General features: G+C 69.9%; 12 protein-coding genes and 1 pseudogene. 2 read left to right on the top strand and 11 right to left on the bottom strand.

The annotated features are described in order from the left end of the window. Nucleotides 1-184 precede the first annotated feature (184 nt). From RZ84_RS27405 to ngcE, 7 genes are all read right to left on the bottom strand, one after another. Nucleotides 185-1,456: a sugar ABC transporter permease gene (locus RZ84_RS27405; protein WP_043266685.1), complete on the bottom strand. Its 1,272-nt coding sequence runs from the start codon at nucleotides 1,454-1,456 to the stop codon at nucleotides 185-187. Beyond that, the gene (locus RZ84_RS27400) at nucleotides 1,453-2,253 is read right to left on the bottom strand and encodes an ATP-binding cassette domain-containing protein (RefSeq protein ID WP_078894236.1); all 801 of its coding nucleotides are present in this window, start codon (nucleotides 2,251-2,253) and stop codon (nucleotides 1,453-1,455) included. Before RZ84_RS27400 ends, RZ84_RS27405 begins: the two co-directional genes overlap by 4 nt. Nucleotides 2,254-2,351: 98 nt before the next feature. Next, the gene (locus RZ84_RS27395) at nucleotides 2,352-3,446 is read right to left on the bottom strand and encodes a sugar ABC transporter substrate-binding protein (RefSeq protein ID WP_043266680.1); all 1,095 of its coding nucleotides are present in this window, start codon (nucleotides 3,444-3,446) and stop codon (nucleotides 2,352-2,354) included. Between the two features lie 140 nt (nucleotides 3,447-3,586). Further along, complete coding sequence (locus tag RZ84_RS27390) at nucleotides 3,587-4,786, bottom strand: ROK family transcriptional regulator (protein WP_043266678.1); 1,200 nt, start codon at nucleotides 4,784-4,786, stop codon at nucleotides 3,587-3,589. Nucleotides 4,787-5,055: 269 nt separating this feature from the next. Beyond that, nucleotides 5,056-5,985 carry a carbohydrate ABC transporter permease gene (locus RZ84_RS27385; protein WP_043266676.1) on the bottom strand — a complete coding sequence of 310 codons (930 nt, stop codon included), beginning with the start codon at nucleotides 5,983-5,985 and terminating at the stop codon, nucleotides 5,056-5,058. Nucleotides 5,986-5,996: 11 nt separating this feature from the next. After that, the gene (locus RZ84_RS27380) at nucleotides 5,997-6,920 is read right to left on the bottom strand and encodes a carbohydrate ABC transporter permease (RefSeq protein WP_043266674.1); all 924 of its coding nucleotides are present in this window, start codon (nucleotides 6,918-6,920) and stop codon (nucleotides 5,997-5,999) included. Nucleotides 6,921-6,971: 51 nt separating this feature from the next. Further along, nucleotides 6,972-8,405 (bottom strand): N-acetylglucosamine/diacetylchitobiose ABC transporter substrate-binding protein, encoded by a 1,434-nt coding sequence (gene ngcE, locus RZ84_RS27375; protein WP_043266672.1) that lies wholly within the window; start codon nucleotides 8,403-8,405, stop codon nucleotides 6,972-6,974. A gap of 423 nt (nucleotides 8,406-8,828) precedes the next feature. Here ngcE and RZ84_RS27370 point away from each other — a divergent pair, with 423 nt between their 5' ends. Then, on the top strand, nucleotides 8,829-12,248 hold the full coding sequence (locus RZ84_RS27370; protein WP_043266670.1) for a GH92 family glycosyl hydrolase: 3,420 nt from the start codon (nucleotides 8,829-8,831) through the stop codon (nucleotides 12,246-12,248). 122 nt (nucleotides 12,249-12,370) lie between these two features. On the opposite strand, the gene acnA is transcribed toward RZ84_RS27370, so the two are convergent. The 3 genes from acnA to RZ84_RS35210 all read right to left on the bottom strand — a co-directional run bounded on the left by acnA (nucleotide 12,371) and on the right by RZ84_RS35210 (nucleotide 17,293). After that, a complete protein-coding gene (acnA, locus tag RZ84_RS27365) occupies nucleotides 12,371-15,085 on the bottom strand; it encodes an aconitate hydratase AcnA (protein ID WP_043266668.1) in 2,715 nt (904 codons plus the stop codon). Nucleotides 15,086-15,333: 248 nt separating this feature from the next. After that, complete coding sequence (locus RZ84_RS27360) at nucleotides 15,334-15,975, bottom strand: response regulator transcription factor (protein WP_043266666.1); 642 nt, start codon at nucleotides 15,973-15,975, stop codon at nucleotides 15,334-15,336. Nucleotides 15,976-16,093: 118 nt separating this feature from the next. After that, the gene (locus RZ84_RS35210) at nucleotides 16,094-17,293 is read right to left on the bottom strand and encodes a sensor histidine kinase (protein WP_157878902.1); all 1,200 of its coding nucleotides are present in this window, start codon (nucleotides 17,291-17,293) and stop codon (nucleotides 16,094-16,096) included. A 165-nt stretch (nucleotides 17,294-17,458) separates the two neighbouring features. Between RZ84_RS35210 and RZ84_RS27350 the strand changes: the two genes are divergently transcribed. Then, a complete protein-coding gene (locus RZ84_RS27350) occupies nucleotides 17,459-17,917 on the top strand; it encodes a DUF1453 family protein (RefSeq protein ID WP_043266664.1) in 459 nt (152 codons plus the stop codon). Nucleotides 17,918-17,979: 62 nt separating this feature from the next. Here the strand turns inward: RZ84_RS27350 and RZ84_RS41780 are convergent. Continuing rightward, nucleotides 17,980-18,322: pseudogene (locus tag RZ84_RS41780) on the bottom strand (RNA polymerase subunit sigma-70); the annotation flags it as partial.

The following is an 18,322-nucleotide window of genomic DNA, read 5'->3' as shown; positions in this document are numbered from 1 at the left end:
AGATGAGTCTAATGTTGCGTCCGCCGCGGGCGCGGCCGGGTGCGGCGATGTATGTCACTCGGGTGACAGCGGCCCGAAACGGCGCTTTTCGGCCGCCCGTGGCGCGGGTCACCGCACGGAAACCGGCCCCCACCGGGACGTGCCCGGTAGAGGCCGGTTTCTATCGTTGCGTAACCGGGGCGGATCAGGTCCGGCCGGCGGTCTTCTGCGTCCGCCGCGACACCGAGTCGATCACGACGGCGGCCAGCAGCACCGCGCCGGTGATCATGTACTGGATCTCGCTGGCCATGCCGAGCAGGTTCAGCCCCTGCTGGATCGACTGGATGACCAGCATGCCCAGCAGCGCGGACCAGATCTTGCCGCGCCCGCCGAAGAGGCTGGTACCGCCGATGACCGCCGCCGCGATGACGTTCATCAGCGTGTTGCCGGCGCCCAGGTTCTTGGTGGCGCCGCCGGAGAGGCTGGCGATGAACAGTCCGCCGAAGGCGGCCAGCATGCCGGAGACGGCGAAGACGCTGATCCGGACCCGGTTGACGTTGATACCGGCCCGGCGGGCCGCCTCCGCGTTGCCGCCGACCGCGAAGATCTGCCGGCCGTAGGAGGTGCGGCGCACCACGAAGTCGGCGACGACCAGGACGGCGAGGAACAGCACCAGGGCCAGCGGCAGCCCGCGGGCGCCGCTCGGCTCGTTCAGGACGTAGGCGACGGCGAAGGCGATCACCGTGACGACGCCGGTGCGCAGCAGGATCTCGCTCAGCGGCCGGGACGGCAGGGCGGCGGCCCGGCGGCGCCTGCTGTCCAGGAGGAGCGAGCCGGCGTAGGCGAGGACCGCGATCGCGGCGAGGCCGTAGGCGGCGGCCTTGTCCTCGAAGTAGTAGCCGGTGAGGTTCTCCACCAGGCTGCCGCTGGGCGTGTTGATGGAGCCTTCCTTGCCCATCAGCCAGATCTGGAGGCCGCTCCAGCCCAGGAACCCGGCCAGGGTGACGACGAAGGCGGGCACCCCGACCTTGGCGAAAAAGAACCCGTGCAGGGCGCCGATGGCGGTGCCCGCGACGATGGCCAGCACGACCGCGAGCCAGTCGTCGACGCCGTGCGTGACGCTCAGCACGGCCCAGACGGCCGCGCCGACGCCGGCCACCGAGCCGACCGACAGGTCGATCTCGCCGAGCAGCAGCACGAACACGATGCCGACGGCCATGATGCCCATGCCGGAGGTGTAGACACCGATGTTGGCGAGGCTGTCCGCGGACAGGAAGCTGCTGTTCTTGAGCTGGAAGACGACGGCGATGACGAGCAGGCCGACGATGACCGGCAGCGAGCCCAGCTCACCGCCGCGCACCCGGCGCGCGAACTCTTCGAGGTAGCCGGCGAAGCCCTTCTCCCGGACCAGCAGCCGGGGGTCGACGGCGGCCGGCTGCGGGGTCTCCGGCGCCGCTTCGGTGGTCTGCTCACTCATGCCCCGGCCTCCTTCTTCAGCTGGTCCGTACGCGCCTTGCGGCGGGTGACGGCGTTGTCCGAGGCGCCGGTGATGGCGGCGATGATCTCTTCGTGGGAGGTGTCCGCGACGTCGAAGACACCGTTGTTGCGGCCCAGCCGCAGCACCGCGACGCGGTCCGCGACGGCCTGCACGTCGGCCATGTTGTGGCTGATGAGGATGACGCCGAGGTCGCGTTCGCGCAGCCGCTCGACGAGGTCGAGGACCTGCGCGGTCTGCTCGACGCCCAGGGCGGCGGTCGGCTCGTCGAGGATGACGACCTTCGGCTCGCCGATCAGCGCGCGGGCGATGGCGACGACCTGCCGCTGGCCGCCGGAGAGCGCGGCGACCGGGATGCGGACGCTGGGGATGCGGATGGACAGGGTGTCCAGGAGTTCCTTGGCGCGCTTCTCCATGGCGATCTCGTCGAGGATGCCGGCGGAGCGGAGTTCGCTGCCGAGGTAGAGGTTGGCGACGACATCGAGGTTGTCGCAGAGCGCGAGGTCCTGGTAGACGGTCGCGACGCCGAGTTCCTGGGCGTCGTGCGGCTTGCCGATGCGGACCGCCTTGCCCTCCCACTCGATGACGCCGTCGTCGACCGGGTGCACGCCCGAGATGGTCTTGACGAGGGTGGACTTGCCGGCGCCGTTGTCGCCCACGAGGGCGACCACCTCACCGGGGCGGATCTCCAGGGTGACGTCCGTGAGGGCTTGGACGGCGCCGAACCGCTTGGAGACTCCGCGCAACGCCAGCACAGGCGTAGCGGACACGTGAATCATCTCCTTCACCGCCGTCGCAGCGGCGGGAATGGTGGTGCGAAGAGCGGGGGTACGGGCCCCCGGCCAGGGGCGGGGCCGAGGGCCGGGGGCGTGGCGCGTTACTTGATGCCCGCTGCCTCGCAGGCCGCCTTGACGTCGCCGGTGCAGATCTGGCTCGCCTGGTAGACCTTGTCCTTGATGATCGTGTCCTCGATGTTGTCCTTGGTCACGATCTGCGCGTCGTAGAGCTTCGCCGGGATGCCCTTGACCTCGCCGCTGAGGCTGTCGACCTTGGTGGGCGTCAGGGAGTCGATCTTCTCGCCCTTGAGCAGGTTGACCGCGATCTCGGCGGTGGAGTCGGCCTGCGGCTTGATCTGCTTGTAGATCGTGAACGCCTGGTCGCCCTTGAGGATCCGCTGGAGGCCCGCGAGTTCGGAGTCCTGGCCGCCGACCGGGACCTGGATGCCCTGCTGCTTGAGGGCGGTGATGATGCCGCCGGCCATGCCGTCGTTGGCGGAGTAGACGCCCTGGAAGCCGTCCTTGCCGAGCGAGTCGATGGCCGCGCCCATCTTCTTGTTGGCCTCGTCCGGCGACCAGTCCGGGATGTCCTGCTCGTACACGATCTTCTTGACCTGCTTGTCGAGGACGCTGTGCGCGCCCTTCTTGAAGAACGGCGCGTTGGGGTCGGTCGGCGAGCCGTTGATCATGACGACATTGCTGTCCTTGGCCTTGTCGCCGAGTGCCTTGACCAGCGCCTGGCCCTGGAGGCGGCCGATCTTCTCGTTGTCGTAGGAGACATAGGCGGAGATGTTGCCCTCGGCCAGCCGGTCGTACGCGACGACCTTGACGCCCTTCTTGGCGGCCTGGTCCACCCAGGACTTGGTGGCCTTGTAGTCGACCGAGTCCAGGATGATCACCTTCACGCCCTGCGTGATCAGGGCGTCGAACTGCTTCTTCTGGTTCTGGGTGTCCTGGTCGGCGTTGTTGTACTTGACCTTGCAGTCGGCGCACAACGCCTGGATCTTCGCCTCGATCAGCGGGCGGTCGAAGGTCTCGTAACGCGTGGTCTTGTTCTCCGGCAGCAACAGGCCGATGTTCTTGTTGTCGCCGCCACCGCCCTTGCCGCCGTCGCCGGCCTTGCCGCAGGCGGCCACGGAGAGGGCCATCGAGACGGCGGCGGTGCCTATGACGACGCGGCGCGTCCAAACGTTCATGGGGATTACCTCCCTGACATGGCCGCGTCGTTGCGGCCGAGGTGGCTGGAAGTCAACTCGGCCGCCGCCGGACCGTCAAGGAGTAAATCCTTAACGAGATGACAACGGTGCCATGTGTTTGGGGGGTGAACGTAAGCCGCTCACGCTATAGCGGGCGCGTCCGCACCCTGCGTCCCGTCGAGCAGGCTCGAATCGCCCATCTCGCTCAGCACGAGGGCCAGCGCGCCCAGGACCTCGGCCCGGCCGCCGAGGGTGCCCGGCACGACGCCCAACTGGCGCGCCGCGCTGGGGATCGCATACCGCGACACCGACTCCCGGATCGGCGCGAGCACCAGCTCACCGGCCTCCGCGAGATCGCCGCCGAGCACCACCCGGCTGGGATTGAGCAGATTGCACAGATTCGCCACGCCACTGCCGATATGGCGACCCACGTCCGCGATGACCCGGCGGCAGCCCGGGTCGCCCTCGCGCGCCAGCTGCACCATCCGCGCCATGGTCAGATCGGGGCCGTGGCTGGGCTGGAGCAGCGGGAGGACGTAGCGGGCGGCGGTGAAGGTCTCCAGGCAGCCGCGGTTGCCGCAGCGGCAGACCGGCCCGGACTCGTCCAGGGTGATGTGCCCGATCTCGCCGGCCGTGCCGCCCGGCCCGCGGTAGATCTGCCCGCTGATCACCAGCCCGGCGCCGACGCCGCTGGCCACCTTGATGTACGCCAGGTCCGCGGCGCCGCGACCGCCGCCCCACACCAGCTCGCCCAGCGCCCCCAGGTTGGCGTCGTTGTCCACGTATACGGGCACGCCGAGGCGCCCGGACAGCTCCTCGCCGGGATTCGTGCCGGACCAGCCGGGCAGGATCGCCGTCGACCCCAGCGTGCCGGATTCCACGTCGATGGGGCCGGGCACACCGAGGCCGACCCCGATGACCTTGCCGGCGCCGACGCCGGTCTCCGCGATCAGCCGGCTGACCAGTTGCTCGGCCCGGTCGAAGCCCTCCGCCGCCGAGGCGTCCACATCGATCGGCTCGGCCTCCTCGGCCAGCACCTCGTGGGCCAGGTTGCCGACCGCGACCCGCAGATGGGAGTGGCCGAAGTCGACGCCGACGACGATGCCCGCGTCCCCGGAGAGCGAGACGCTGCGGGCCCGCCGGCCGCCCGCGGAGGTGGGCGTCACCTCGACGGTCCCGCCGTCCTTCAGCTCGCGAACGATGTTCGAGACGGTGGCCGCCGACAGCCCCGTGGACCGGGCGATCTCCGCCTGCGTGAGCGAGCCCGCCATGCGCACCGCGCGCACCACCCGCTCCAGATTGGCCCGGTGCAGCGAGGACTGCGACCCCGGAGTCTCCATCGACTCATCCACTCCCGCCTGGGGCGGGCAGTGCGACGACTGCCCGCCGGCCGCGCCCACACCATCGGGGGGCGGCTTCCGATTTCAACATGTGAACTCTAAGCAGAACGCCGACGGGGAAGTCTCGTCAAGGCGTTGAGCCCTGAGTGATCAACGGGACAGGAGCGCCACCGCGCCGGTACCGCACGGGCGGCCCCGCCGCCGCGGAACCGCCCGGTGTGGCGCGAAACATGCGCCGTGGGATGCGGGCGCCCCGCCCTGCCGGAGGGCTACTTGAGCGCCCCCGCCGTCAGACCGGCCTGCACCTGGCGCTGGAAGATGAAGTAGACGAGGAGCACCGGCAGCATCGCGATCATCATGCCGGCCATCAGACCGCCCCAGTCGCCCTCGTAGCCCTGCTGGAGCGCGATATTGGCGAGGCCCTGGGTCAGCACGTATTTGCCCTCGTCCTGGTTGAGGACCATCGGCAGCAGATACTGGTTCCACTGCCCGAGGAAGTTGAAGATCCCGATACTGATCAGACCGGGTTTGGCCATCGGGAGCATGACCTGGAAGAACGTCCGGGCGTGCGAGGCACCGTCGATCATCGCCGCCTCCGCCACGGAGGTCGGCAGGGTGCGGAAGAACGACGTCATGAAGAAGACGGTGAACGGCAGCGAGTAGGCGATATAGACGGCGATCAGGCCCTGGTACGTCGCCAGCAGCGGGATCCCGGGAAAGTCCCGCATCACGAAGAACAGCGGGATGACCAGCATGAAGACCGGGAAGGACATACCGGCGACGAAGAGGTAGTAGATGATCCGGTTCCCGGGGAACTGAAAACGCGCCAGGACATAGCCGGCCATGGAACCGAGCACCATCGTGCCGGTGACCGAACCGCCCACCACGATAAGGGTGTTGAGGAACATCTTACCGATGTTCGCCTTGTCCCAGGCGTTGACCCAGTTCTCGAAGTGCAGCTTTCCCGGGAGCGACCAGGGGGTGGTGAGAATGGCACCGCTGCTCTTGAAGGAACTCCAGAGCACCCACAGCAGCGGCATGCCCACCATCAGCGCCCAGACGAACAGGATGCCGTGCGAGAAGACATTGAGCGTGCCGCCCTCGGAGCTACGGCGCCCGGTCCGGGCGCCATTCCGGCCACGGGGTCGCCGACCGCCGGCCACCGGACGCTCTTGTGCCGTGTTGGTTTCCGTCGCCATGCGCCCTGCCCCTAGAACTCGATCCGGTCACGGCGCGCGAAACGCATCGTGAGGACGGCGAACAACAGCGTCACGACGAGCATGGCCACACCCATCGCCGCCGCATAGCCGAACTGACTGTCGCGGAAGGCGGTTTGGTACAGCCGGAGCGGTACGACATCCGTCGCGCCGTCCGGACCGCCCATGTTGACCGACATGATCTGCACCAGCGCGAAGGCGTCCATCGCGATGATGCCCATATAGACCCAGCCGGTCTGCACGGTGTCCCACAGCAGCGGCAGGGTGATCCGGAAGAAGGTGTGGAAGCGGTTGGCGCCGTCCAGCAGCGCGGCTTCGTAGATCTCCCGCGGAATGGTGGCCATGGCGGCGGAGAACAGTACGACGTAGAAGCCGACATTCGCCCAGACCATCACCACCATGATGCAGGCCAGTGCGATGCTGCCGGCCCCCAGCCAGGAACTCTGGAGGGAGTGCAGACCGACCGCGCCCAGCAGCGAGTTGAGCATGCCGTCGTGCGGATCCGGATTGTAGATGTTGAACCAGATCACCGAGATGATGGTGATCGAGATGACCTGCGGGAAGAAGTAGACGAATTTGTAGAACGACGCCCCGCGGACGCCGGTGACGACCGCCCCGCGGCGGGCTCTGCCGCCGACGTTCAGCATGAAGGCGAAGAACAGCCCCAGCGTCAGCGTCGCGATCGGCACCAGCACCAGCATGACGACGTTGTGCCGGAGCGCGTTCCAGAATTCGTCGCTGCGCAGCAGCTTGGTGTAGTTGTCCAGCCCGACGCTCTTCGCGGTACCGCGCAGTCCGCTCCACTCCGTCGTCGATATCTGGAACGCCTGGACGAACGGGGAGATCACAAATACCCCGTAGAGCAGCAGAGGCAGGGCCAGGAACCCCACGATGAATCGGTACTTGCCGTGTCGCATGGCGCTCCCCGGCCCTCCCTCGTCAGCGGTGGTACGTGGTCGGTTCCCTGGTCAGGCGCCGCGGTGGAACTTGGTGACGGAGCTGTCCCGGGCGGTCTCGTCCGCGTACTGCTGGGCCTTCTTGATCCAGTCGGCGGCCTTCAGGTCGCCGGTCAACAGCTGGCTCGTGAGCCCGCCCAGCTTCTCGTCGGTCAGCTTCGGGTACCACTCCTGAAGCTGGATCATCAGCAGGTTCTTTCCGCCCTCCTTGACGGCCTTCGCCGCGGAGGAAAGGCCCGGGGAGAGCTGCATTCCGTCGGTCGCGCCCTGGACGGAGGTCAGCGACTTGACCTTGGTGGCGAAATTCTGCGCGTGCTTCCTGGACAGCATGATTCTCAGCAGTTCCATGCCGCCGATGGGGTTCTTGCCGCCCTTGGCCACGATGAACGGCTCACTGGGCTCGGCACGCAGCGTGCCGTGCGGCATCTTGTCGCCGCCGCCGCCGTCGAAGAGCGGGCCGACGGCCATACCGAAGTCGGCCGGGGTGGTCGGCGCGGCCTCGTTCTCCACCCATGAGCCGTTCGGGATGAAGGCCGCCTTGCCGCGGGTCCAGGCGGTCTGCGCCTGAATGTGCGTCAGGCCCTGGCTGCCCTCCAGGAAAAAGCCCTTGGCGGCGAGTTCCTCGTAGTGCCCGATGACCTGCTTGACCGCGTCGTTCGAGGTCCAGGCATGCGGCTCCAGGTTGTCGATGGCGATCCACTTGTCGAGTCCGCCGATCTTGGCTATCTGGGCGAAGATGTTGAAGTGGACGTAGTAGGGGTACTTCCCCGGATACGTCCAGGGCGCGATCCCCGCCTTCTTGATCTCGGCGCAGAGCTTGATCATGTCATCGAAGGACGCGGGATAGGTCCAGCCCTTGTCCTTCAGCAGTTTGCGGGAGTACCAGGTGCCGTAGACCGTGAAGGCGTAGTAGAAGACGTCGAAGGTGTCCTTGTGCTTGCCCTTTTCGATGGTGCTGGGGTAGAGCGTGTCCCGGACCTTCTTCTTCGGGTCGTCCATCGACGGGGCGTCGAGCAGCGGCGTGAGATCCTGCAACTGCCCTTGTGCGGACAGCTTGTTCATATCGAGGTGGTCGGCCCCGGAGTTGTCGATCAGATCCGGCGGATTGCCGCCGGCGAAGCGCGGCTGGAGCTTGGGGCCGACCTGCTGGGTGCCGGTGTGCTTGACGGTGCTGCCGTACGCCTTCTGGTAATCGGCCTCGGCGTCCTTCGCGTACTGGTCGCCGAGTCCGCCCTTGAAGATGAACGCCTCCAGCGGTGCCCCGTTCTTCACGCCGAGGGGATTCCTTGCCGAGGTGGCGCCCTTGTTCTTGGTACCGTCGTCCGAGCCGCCACCGCCGCCGGTGGCACAGGACGACAGTGCGCCCATGGCCGGTACGGCGAGAATTCCCAGGGCCGCGGCCCGCTTGACCAGATCGCGACGGTTGACTTCAGAGGTGGATCCCATGCTCAAGTCCTCGCCTTCTTCAGGACTCAGGCGGTGTACCGGAGCCACCCCGGCACCGCAGGTCAGATGAAGCTGAGTGGTACGGGATGTGCACCGGGCTCACTGGGGATATGCGGGGAATTCCTCCGGTCCGCCCTTTCCCCCCGTTTCCCCCGGCGTCCACGGCCTCTCGTCGCAGGGCCGCTCGGACGCCGATAGGTATAGTCCACTTCCGGCCGAAGGGGCAAGATCGGACACCGTTTCGGCCGGGCTTCTTTCCCTAGTTGAGACCTCACCGGTATGCGCGCACCGGCCGCGTCGTTCTCCGCGACACGGGCACCCGCGGATCACCCCGGCACCCTTGACACCACAAGTCCCCGCGCACCTTACTTATCTCTGCAATACGCAACTGACAACGATGTCAATCTCGTTGAGAGGGCTCGCGTGCGGCACAGACACCGGCACAGTCCACCGCGGGGGATCGCCCGCCCCGTCGCCCTCGCGGCGGCGGCCCTGCTCCTGCTCGGCGCACCGTGCGCGACCGGCGCGGCGCAGGCGGCGCCGTCTCAACCACCCCCGGGGTCAACGGAGTTCAGCTCCTCCTTCGAACCGGGCCAGCCGCAGCCGGACTGGACCGACACCGTCGAGACCGGCCCCGACGGCAGGCCGAAGACCTCCGGCGTCAGCCCGGAGGACACCCCCGGGGCGCCCGGTATGAGCACCCGCACCGACACCGGCCCGGCCGGCTCCCCCACCGCCAAGGCGCACGCCGGCTTCACCGGCGGCCATGCGCTGCGGTACGCCGGCACCCACACCGCCGCCGGCCGCGGGTACGCGTACAACAAGATCTTCCGGGTCAACACCCCGGTCACCGCGGCGACTTCGCTCTCGTACAAGGTCTTCCCGGAGATGTCCACCACCGATCCGGACTACCCCGCGACCCATGTCGCCGTCGATCTGGCCTTCACCGACGGGACGTATCTGAGCCAGCTGCACCCCGTCGACCAGTACGGGGCACCGCTGACCCCGCAGGGCCAGGCCGCGGCCAGGACGCTCTACGTCAACCAGTGGAACAACCGGGAGTCGCGGATCGGCGCGGTCGCCGCCGGCAAGACCATCGCGCGGATCCTGCTCGCCTACGACGCGCCCACCGCGCCGCGCACCGCGCCGGCCTTCCGCGGCTGGGTCGACGACATCACCATCGGCCCCAAGGCCCCGGAGAAGCCGCTCGCGCACCTCTCCGACTACGCCGTCACCACCCGCGGCACGCTCTCCAGCGGCAGCTTCTCGCGCGGCAACACCTTCCCGGCCACCGCCGTCCCCAACGGCTTCAACTTCTGGACCCCGGTGACCAACGCGGGCTCCGCCGACTGGCTCTACGAATACGCGCGGAAGAACAACGCCGACAACCTGCCCACCCTCCAGGCGTTCAGCGCCAGCCACGAGCCGAGCCCCTGGATGGGCGACCGGCAGACCTTCCAGGTGATGCCGACCGTGGCCGCCGGGACCCCGGACGCCTCGCGCACCGGCCGGGCGCTGCCCTTCCACCACGCCAACGAGACGGCCCGCCCGCACTACTACGGCGTGACCTTCGACAACGGCCTGAAAGCGGAGATCGCCCCGGCCGACCACGCCGCGATGATGCGCTTCACCTTCCCCGGCGACCACGCCGGCCTGATCTTCGACAACATCAACGACAAGGGCGGCCTGAAGCTGGACCTCGCGCACGGTGTCGTCAGCGGCTACTCGGACGTCAAGAGCGGGCTGTCGATCGGCGCCGGCCGGCTGTTCGTCTACGGCGTCTTCGACAGGCCGGTGACCGGTGGCGGCCGGCTCGCCGGGGGCGGCGGCAAGGACGTCACCGGCTACCTCCGCTTCGCGCCCGGCGCGGACCGCACCGTGACGATGCGGATCGCCACCTCGCTGCTCGGCGTCGACCAGGCGAAGGCGAACCTCGCCCGGGAGATCCCCGCCGGCGCCACGTTCGCCGCCGTCCGGGACCGTGCGCAGGCGCAGTGGGACTCCCTCCTCGGCCGCATCGAGGTCCAGGGCGCCACCCGCGACCAGCTGACCACCCTCTACTCCAGCCTCTACCGGCTCTACCTCTACCCCAACTCCGGTTCGGAGCAGGTCGGTTCGCGGGTCCGCTACGCCAGTCCGTTCTCCCCGCCGGCCGGCCCGGACACCCCCACCCGCACCGGCTCGAAGATCGTCGACGGTGCGGTGTACGTCAACAACGGCTTCTGGGACACCTACCGCACCAACTGGCCCGCCTACGCGCTGCTCACCCCGGGCCGGGCCGGGAAGATGGCCGACGGCTTCGTCCGGCAGTACAAGGACGGCGGCTGGATCTCGCGCTGGTCGTCACCGGGCTATGCGGATCTGATGACCGGCACCAGTTCCGATGTCGCCTTCGCCGACGCCTATGTCAAGGGCGTGAAGTTCGACGCCGCCGCGGCCTACGACGCGGCCGTCAAGAACGCCACCGTCGCCCCGCCGTTCTCCGGCGTCGGCCGCAAGGGCATGACCACCGCGCCGTTCCTCGGCTACACCAGCACCGACACCCGCGAGGGCGCGTCCTGGGCGCTGGAGGACTGTCTCAACGACTTCGGCATCGCCCGGATGGGACAGGCGCTCTACGCGAAGACCCACAACCTCCGCTACAAGGAGGAGTCCGACTACTTCCTGGGCCGGGCCCGCAACTACGTCAACCTCTTCGACCGCCGGATCGGCTTCTTCCAGGGCAAGGACGCGCAGGGCGACTGGCGGCTGCCCCCGGAGAAGTTCGACCCGCGCGTCTGGGGCTACGACTACACCGAGACCAACGCCTGGACCTACGCCTTCGCCGCACCGCAGGACACCCGGGGGCTGGCCAACCTCTACGGCGGCCGGGCCGGTCTGGCGAGGAAGCTGGACGCGTACTTCGCCACCCCGGAGACCGCGGAAAGGCGGTTCGCCGGCTCGTACGGCGAGGTCATCCACGAGATGACCGAGGCCCGCGACGTCCGGATGGGCATGTACGGGCACAGCAACGAGCCCGCCCACCACATCGCCTATCTCTACGACGCGGCCGGGCAGCCCTACAAGACCCAGCAGAAGGTCCGGGAGGTGCTCGGCCGGCTCTATCTCGGCAGCGAGATCGGCCAGGGATATCCGGGCGACGAGGACAACGGCGAGATGTCCGCGTGGTACGTCTTCAGTTCCCTCGGCTTCTATCCGCTGGTGATGGGGCAGGGCGAGTACGCGGTGGGCTCCCCGCTCTTCACCAAGGCCACCGTCCACCTGGAGAACGGCCGCGACCTGACCGTCAACGCCCCCCGCAACAGCGCCCGGAACGTCTACGTCCAGGGCCTGAGGGTCAACGGGAAGCCGTGGGACTCCACCGCGCTGCCGCATGCGCTGCTGGCCCGCGGCGGCACCCTGGACTTCGCCATGGGCCCCCGCCCCTCCCGCTGGGCCACCGGTCCGGACGCCGGGCCCGCCTCGATCACCCGGGATGACCGGGTGCCGGCGCCGCCGCGGGACGTGACGATCCCCTCGGGCCCGCTCTTCGACAACTCCTCGGCCACGTCACAGGAGTTCACGTCGGTGGAGCTGCCGGTGGCGCGGCCGGTCCGGGCCGTGCAGTACACGCTCACCTCGGCGGACCGTGCGCGGGCGCCCGGCGACTGGGTGCTGGAGGGGTCACCGGACGGCACGACCTGGACGGAACTGGACCGGCGGACCGGCGAGTCGTTCGCCTGGGACCGCCAGACCCGGGTCTTCTCGATCGCCGCGCCGGGCTCCTACCGGCACTACCGCCTCGTCTCCTCGCACCGGGCGGACCTGGCGGAAATCGAGCTGCTCGCGCCGCCGCAAGGGTAGTTGGCGGCCGGGAACGGACCGGGAGAGGGTCCCGGGCCACGGAAAGCCGGGGGCCGCACCCCCCTTCCGGGGAGTGCGGCCCTGACCGCTGCGGTGCGGCCCGGCCGCCGCCGCGTCGCGGATTACTTGCGGATCAGGCTCCGCAGCACGTACTGCATGATGCCGCCGTTGCGGTAGTAGTCCGCCTCACCGGGGGTGTCGATGCGGACCACCGCGTCGAACTCGACGCCCGTGTCGGTGGTGACCTTGACCGTGCGCGGCGTGCTGCCGTTGTTCAGCTCGGTCACGCCGGTGAAGGAGAAGGTCTCCTCACCGGTCAGGCCGAGGGACTCCGCCGAGGCGCCCTCCGGGAACTGGAGCGGCAGGACGCCCATGCCGATGAGGTTCGAGCGGTGGATGCGCTCGTAGGACTCGGCGATGACTGCCTTGACGCCGAGCAGCGCGGTGCCCTTGGCGGCCCAGTCGCGGGACGAGCCGGAGCCGTACTCCTTGCCGGCCAGGACGACCAGCGGGATGCCGGCGGCCTGGTAGTTCTGCGACGCGTCGTAGATGAACGACACCGGAGCGCCGTCCTTCGTGAAGTCGCGGGTGAAGCCGCCCTCGGTGCCCGGCGCGATCTGGTTGCGCAGGCGGATGTTGGCGAAGGTGCCGCGGATCATGACCTCGTGGTTGCCGCGGCGCGAGCCGTAGGAGTTGAAGTCGCGGCGCTGGACACCGTGCTCGGTGAGGTACGTGCCGGCCGGGGTGTCGGCCTTGATCGCACCGGCCGGGGAGATGTGGTCGGTGGTGACCGAGTCGCCCAGCTTGGCCAGGACCCGCGCACCGGCGATGTCCTCGACCGGCGCCGGCTCCATCTGCATGCCCTCGAAGTACGGGGGCTTGCGGACGTAGGTGGACTCCGCGTCCCACTCGAAGGTGTTGCCGGTCGGGATCGGCAGCGCCTGCCACTGGGCGTCGCCCGCGAAGACGTCGCTGTAGGACTTGTTGAACATGTCCTCGCCGATGGCGTTGGCCACGACGTCGTTGACCTCGGCCTCGGAGGGCCAGATGTCCTTGAGGTACACCGGGTTGCCCTCGGTGTCGGTGCCCAGCGCCTCGCGGGTGATGTCCACCTTCATGGAGCCGGCGAGGGCGTACGCGACGACCAGCGGCGGGGACGCCAGGTAGTTCATCTTGACGTCGGGGTTGATCCGGCCCTCGAAGTTGCGGTTGCCGGACAGGACCGAGGTCACCGCCAGGTCGTGCTCGTTGACGGCCTTGGAGACCTCCTCCGGCAGCGGGCCGGAGTTGCCGATGCAGGTGGTGCAGCCGTAGCCGACGAGGTTGAAGCCGACCTTGTCCAGGTACGGGGTCAGGCCCGCCTTGTCGAAGTAGTCGGTGACGACCTTGGAGCCGGGCGCCAGGGTGGTCTTGACCCACGGCTTGCGGGTCAGGCCCTTCTCCACGGCCTTCTTCGCGACCAGCGCGGCGGCGACCATGACGTAGGGGTTGGAGGTGTTGGTGCAGGAGGTGATGGCCGCGACCGTCACCGCACCGTGGTCGATCTCGTAGGTCGAGCCGTCGGGGGCGGTGACCGTGGTCGGCCGCGCCGGGACGCCGTTGACGCTGGCCGGGGCGTCGGAGGCCGGGAAGGACTCCTCGCCCGCCTCGTCCGCGGTGGAGACGTAGTTGAGGACGTCGCGCTCGAACCGGGTGGCGGCCTCGGCGAGGACGATGCGGTCCTGCGGGCGCTTCGGGCCGGCGATCGACGGGACGACCGTCGCGAGGTCCAGCTCCAGCTTCTCGGAGAAGTCCGGCTCGGCGGCCGGGTCGAGCCAGAGGCCCTGCTCCTTGGCGTACGCCTCGACCAGCGCGACCTGCTGGTCGCTGCGGCCGGTCAGGCGCAGGTAGTTGAGGGTCTCGCCGTCGATCGGGAAGATGGCGGCGGTGGAGCCGAACTCCGGCGACATGTTGCCGATGGTGGCGCGGTTGGCCAGCGAGGTGGCGGCGACGCCCTCGCCGTAGAACTCCACGAACTTGCCGACGACACCGTGCTTGCGGAGCATCTCGGTGATGGTCAGCACCAGGTCGGTGGCGGTGGTGCCCGGCTTCAGCTCACCGGTCAGCTTGAAGCCGACGACGCGCGGGATGAGCATGGAGACCGGCTGGCCGAGCATCGCGGCCTCGGCCTCGATGCCGCCGACGCCCCAGCCCAGCACACCGAGGCCGTTGACCATGGTGGTGTGCGAGTCGGTGCCGACGAGGGTGTCCGGGTAGGCCTGGCCGCCTCGGACCATGACCGTGCGCGCCAGGTGCTCGATGTTGACCTGGTGGACGATGCCGGTGCCCGGCGGGACGACCTTGAACTCGTCGAAGGCGGTCTGGCCCCAGCGCAGGAACTGGTAGCGCTCCTTGTTGCGCCCGTACTCCAGCTCCACGTTCTCCTTGAACGCGTCGTTGGTGCCGAACTTGTCGGCGATGACGGAGTGGTCGATGACCAGCTCGGCCGGCGCCAGCGGGTTGATCTTCGCCGGGTCGCCGCCCAGCTCCTTGACGGCCTCACGCATGGTCGCGAGGTCCACGACGCACGGCACACCGGTGAAGTCCTGCATGATCACGCGGGCCGGCGTGAACTGGATCTCCTGGCTCGGCTGCGCCTGGGAGTCCCAGTTGCCGAGCGCGCGGATGTGGTCGGCGGTGATGTTCGCGCCGTCCTCGGTGCGGAGCAGGTTCTCCAGCAGCACCTTCAGGCTGTACGGGAGGCGGGCTGCGCCCTCGACCTTGTCCAGCCGGAAGATCTCGTACGACTCGTCGCCCACCTGCAGGGTGCTGCGGGCGTCGAAGCTGTTCGCCGACACGACAGTCTCCTTCATGCATGAATTCGCGCGTACCACCGCATCCTGCCGTCACAGGTCCTGGCCGATCCGCTAAGGTATGCCTTAGTTAGGCACCCCTAACTAGCGCGGCAGCGGTACGCCTCTCGCCAGATATCTCGATGTCGAGATAACTCTAGTACATCGCCGCCGCGGGGTCATGCCCTGCCCGCGTGATCCGGCACGCTCTTCCGCGCGGGTGGCCCGGCACGGCGGTCCGCACCGGCGGCGCCTCACGCCCGCTCGCCGCGCACCCGCTCGACCAGCTCCGCCGCCTGCGTCCGGTTGCCGACCCGGAGCTTGCCGAAGAGGTTGTTGATGTGCGTCTTCACGGTGGCGACCGAGACGAACAGCTCCTCCGCGATGGCCCGGTTGCTCCGCCGTTCGGTGAGCAGCTGGAGGACCCGGGTCTCCTGGACGGTCAGCGCGTGCGCCGCCGCGATCCGCTCCAGCGCCGTCCGGTGGGTCAGGCCGCGCACCATCACCGAGGCGACCTCCGGGGCGAAGGTGCGGTGCCCGTCGGCGGTCGCGGTGATCGCGGAGACGATCTGGGCGCGCCCCGCGCTCTTGGTGAGATAGCCGGCCGCGCCCGCCTGGAGCGCCCGGACCACCGACTCGTCGTCCGCGTAGGTGGTCAGCACCAGTACCGAGGGGCCCGGGCCGGGCGCGGTGATGGCACGGGTCGCCGCGACGCCGTCGACCCCGGGCATCCGGAGGTCCATCAGCACCACGTCCGGGGTCAGGCACCGGGTCAGCTCGACGGCCTCGGCGCCGTCCGCGGCGGTCCCCACCACCTCGATCTCCGGCTCGTGGTCGAGGATGGTCACCAGGCCGTCGCGCACCGCGGCCTGGTCGTCGGCGACAACCACCCGCACCGGCCGGTCACTTCGGCCACCGCGGTCACGGTCACCACGACCGCTGCCGTCGCTCGGACCGCCGCCACTCCGACCGCCGCCACCACTCGGGCCCCTGCCGCAGCCCGGGCCACTGCCGTCACTCATACGGAACCCGGCATTCCACCGTCCACACCCCGTCCTTCCCACCCGCGTCGAGTGTGCCACCGACGATCTGCGCCCGCTCCCGCATGCCGGCCACACCGTGCCCGCCCGAGGGCAGCGGCACCGCCGGGCCGCCCGGCGCCGCGAGCGGGTTGGCGACCCGGAGCAGCACGGCGTCCCGGCCGGTCTCCAGCGTCACCGCGACCGGCGCACCCGGCGCGTGCTTGCGGGCGTTGGTCAGCGCCTCGACGGTGACGGACGCGGCGACCTCGGCGACCGGCGCGGGCACCCGGCCCGGTTCGCCGCGCAGCTCGACGTCCACGGTCATGCCGAGCGCACGGGCACCGGCGACGATCTCGCCGAGCGCGGCGTCGATGCCGGCGGGCAGCCGGCGCAGCGCATCGACCGCGCGCTTCGCCGCCACCAGGCCGTCCGCCGCCATCTCCCGCGCCCCGCGCACCCGGACGAGCACCTCCTCGTCCGCGCCGCGCGCCGCCGAGACCGCCTCCAGCGCGTCGAGTTGGAGCACCAGGCCGCCGAGCGAATGGGCCAGCACGTCATGGATGTCCCGGGCGATCCTGGCGCGCTCCTCCAGCACCGCCTTCTCCGCGCGCCGCTCGGCCGCGCTGCGCTCGGTACGGCGGTCGAGGCCGTTCAGCCGGGCCAGGAGGCCGAAGCCGCCGCCCGTGACGGCCGAGATCAGCGACGGGACGGCCGCCTCCGGGTTCCCGCCGGCGGCGGCGTGGGCCAGCGCGAAGCCGGCGATCCCGGCCGCGGTGGCGGCGGCGATCCACCGGACGCCGTTCTCGACGGCCGAGGTCAGCAGGAACAGGCCCGCCGCCGCCACGAACGCCGGGCCGGACGGCTGCGGGCTCATACCGGCGCAGACCGCGCCGCCGACCAGCAGTACGCTCCACACCGCGCCCGGCCAGGGCGGCGCCAGCAGGTGCCGGATCACCGTGGTCACCGCCCACAGCACGATCAGCGCGTGGAACAGCACGGTGACGACCGGCAGTTGAGGGGTGTCCCGCGGCAGGACGACCGCGACGGCGATGGCCAGCGCGTTCAGGGCGATCCGGCGCAGCCGGGACGCGTCCAGGCCGTCCCGGAACCGGCCGGGCCGCAGCCGCCGTATCGGCCGTATCCCCTGCGCCCCCGGCGTCCCCTGTATCTCCCGTGTCCCCTCGTTCCGCACCGGTCCATGATGGCGGCACGACCCGCCGGTCCCGCACCCGGCCGGCGCGATCTCCACCCCTTTCTCCACCCCGGCGGCTGATCCCTCCGCCCGCGCTTGGCCGCACCGTGGAAGGCACGCGGCGCAGCCCGCGCACACCCACCTCGCAGAGAAGGCCCAGGGGTCATGGACCACACCACCAACGCCAACCTCGTCATCACCGCCGCCGTGCTGGTATGGCTGCTGTCCCGTCAGCTCACCGAGCGCCCGCTGCGGGAGAAGTCGCCGATCGGCCTGGTCCTGGTCGTCATCGGCGCCGTCGAGACCGCCGCGTACCTCACCTCCCGTCCGCTGTCCGGCCGCGACGCCGGGATGCTCGCCGCGAGCCTCGTGGTCGGTGTACTGCTCGCCACGGTGCGCGCGTTCACCGTGCGGCTGTCCCTGAAGGGCGGCACGGTGATGCGGCAGGGCAACCTGGCCACCGCGGCACTGTGGATCGCCGGCCTCGGGCAGCACTTCCTGATCGACACCACGGTCGCGGCCGGGCTCGGCACCGTCACCGTCCTGCTGTACTTCGGCATCGTGCTGCTGGCCCAGCAGCAGGTGCTGATCGCCCGCGCCCGCGGCGGTACGGTCGCGCGCTGACCGTACGGGGCGCCGCGGCCCGGCCCGGCCGGCCCGTGGGCAGGACCTCGGCCGGCCCCGCCCTACGCGTCGAGGACGGCCAGGTCGAGCCCGCGCAGCCGTGCCGGGTCGGCGATCACCTCGTACCCGGTGATCCGGGGGCCGTCGGCGGTTGCCCCGATGGTGAAGGTGAGCACGATCCGCAGCCGGCCGCCCGGCGCCACGACGGCTCCCACGGCACCGTTCACCAGCGCCGGCGCCGCGCACCGCGCCCGCTTGCCGAGGACCGCGGTCTGCTCCACCACGGCCGCCGCCCCGCGGACCTCGGCGGGGACGCCCGCGGGCAGCGCGGCACGGTCCGCCCGGCGTACCGCGTCGGGGTCCAGGACCGCCAGCAAGCCGGCGATGTCGCCGTCGCGGCAGGCC

Origin of the sequence: Streptomyces sp. CT34, assembly GCF_000805335.1 — a bacterium.
GTDB lineage: Bacteria > Actinomycetota > Actinomycetes > Streptomycetales > Streptomycetaceae > Streptomyces.
Note: the sequence above shows the minus strand (reverse complement) of the source record. Positions and strands in the feature narration are given on the sequence as shown.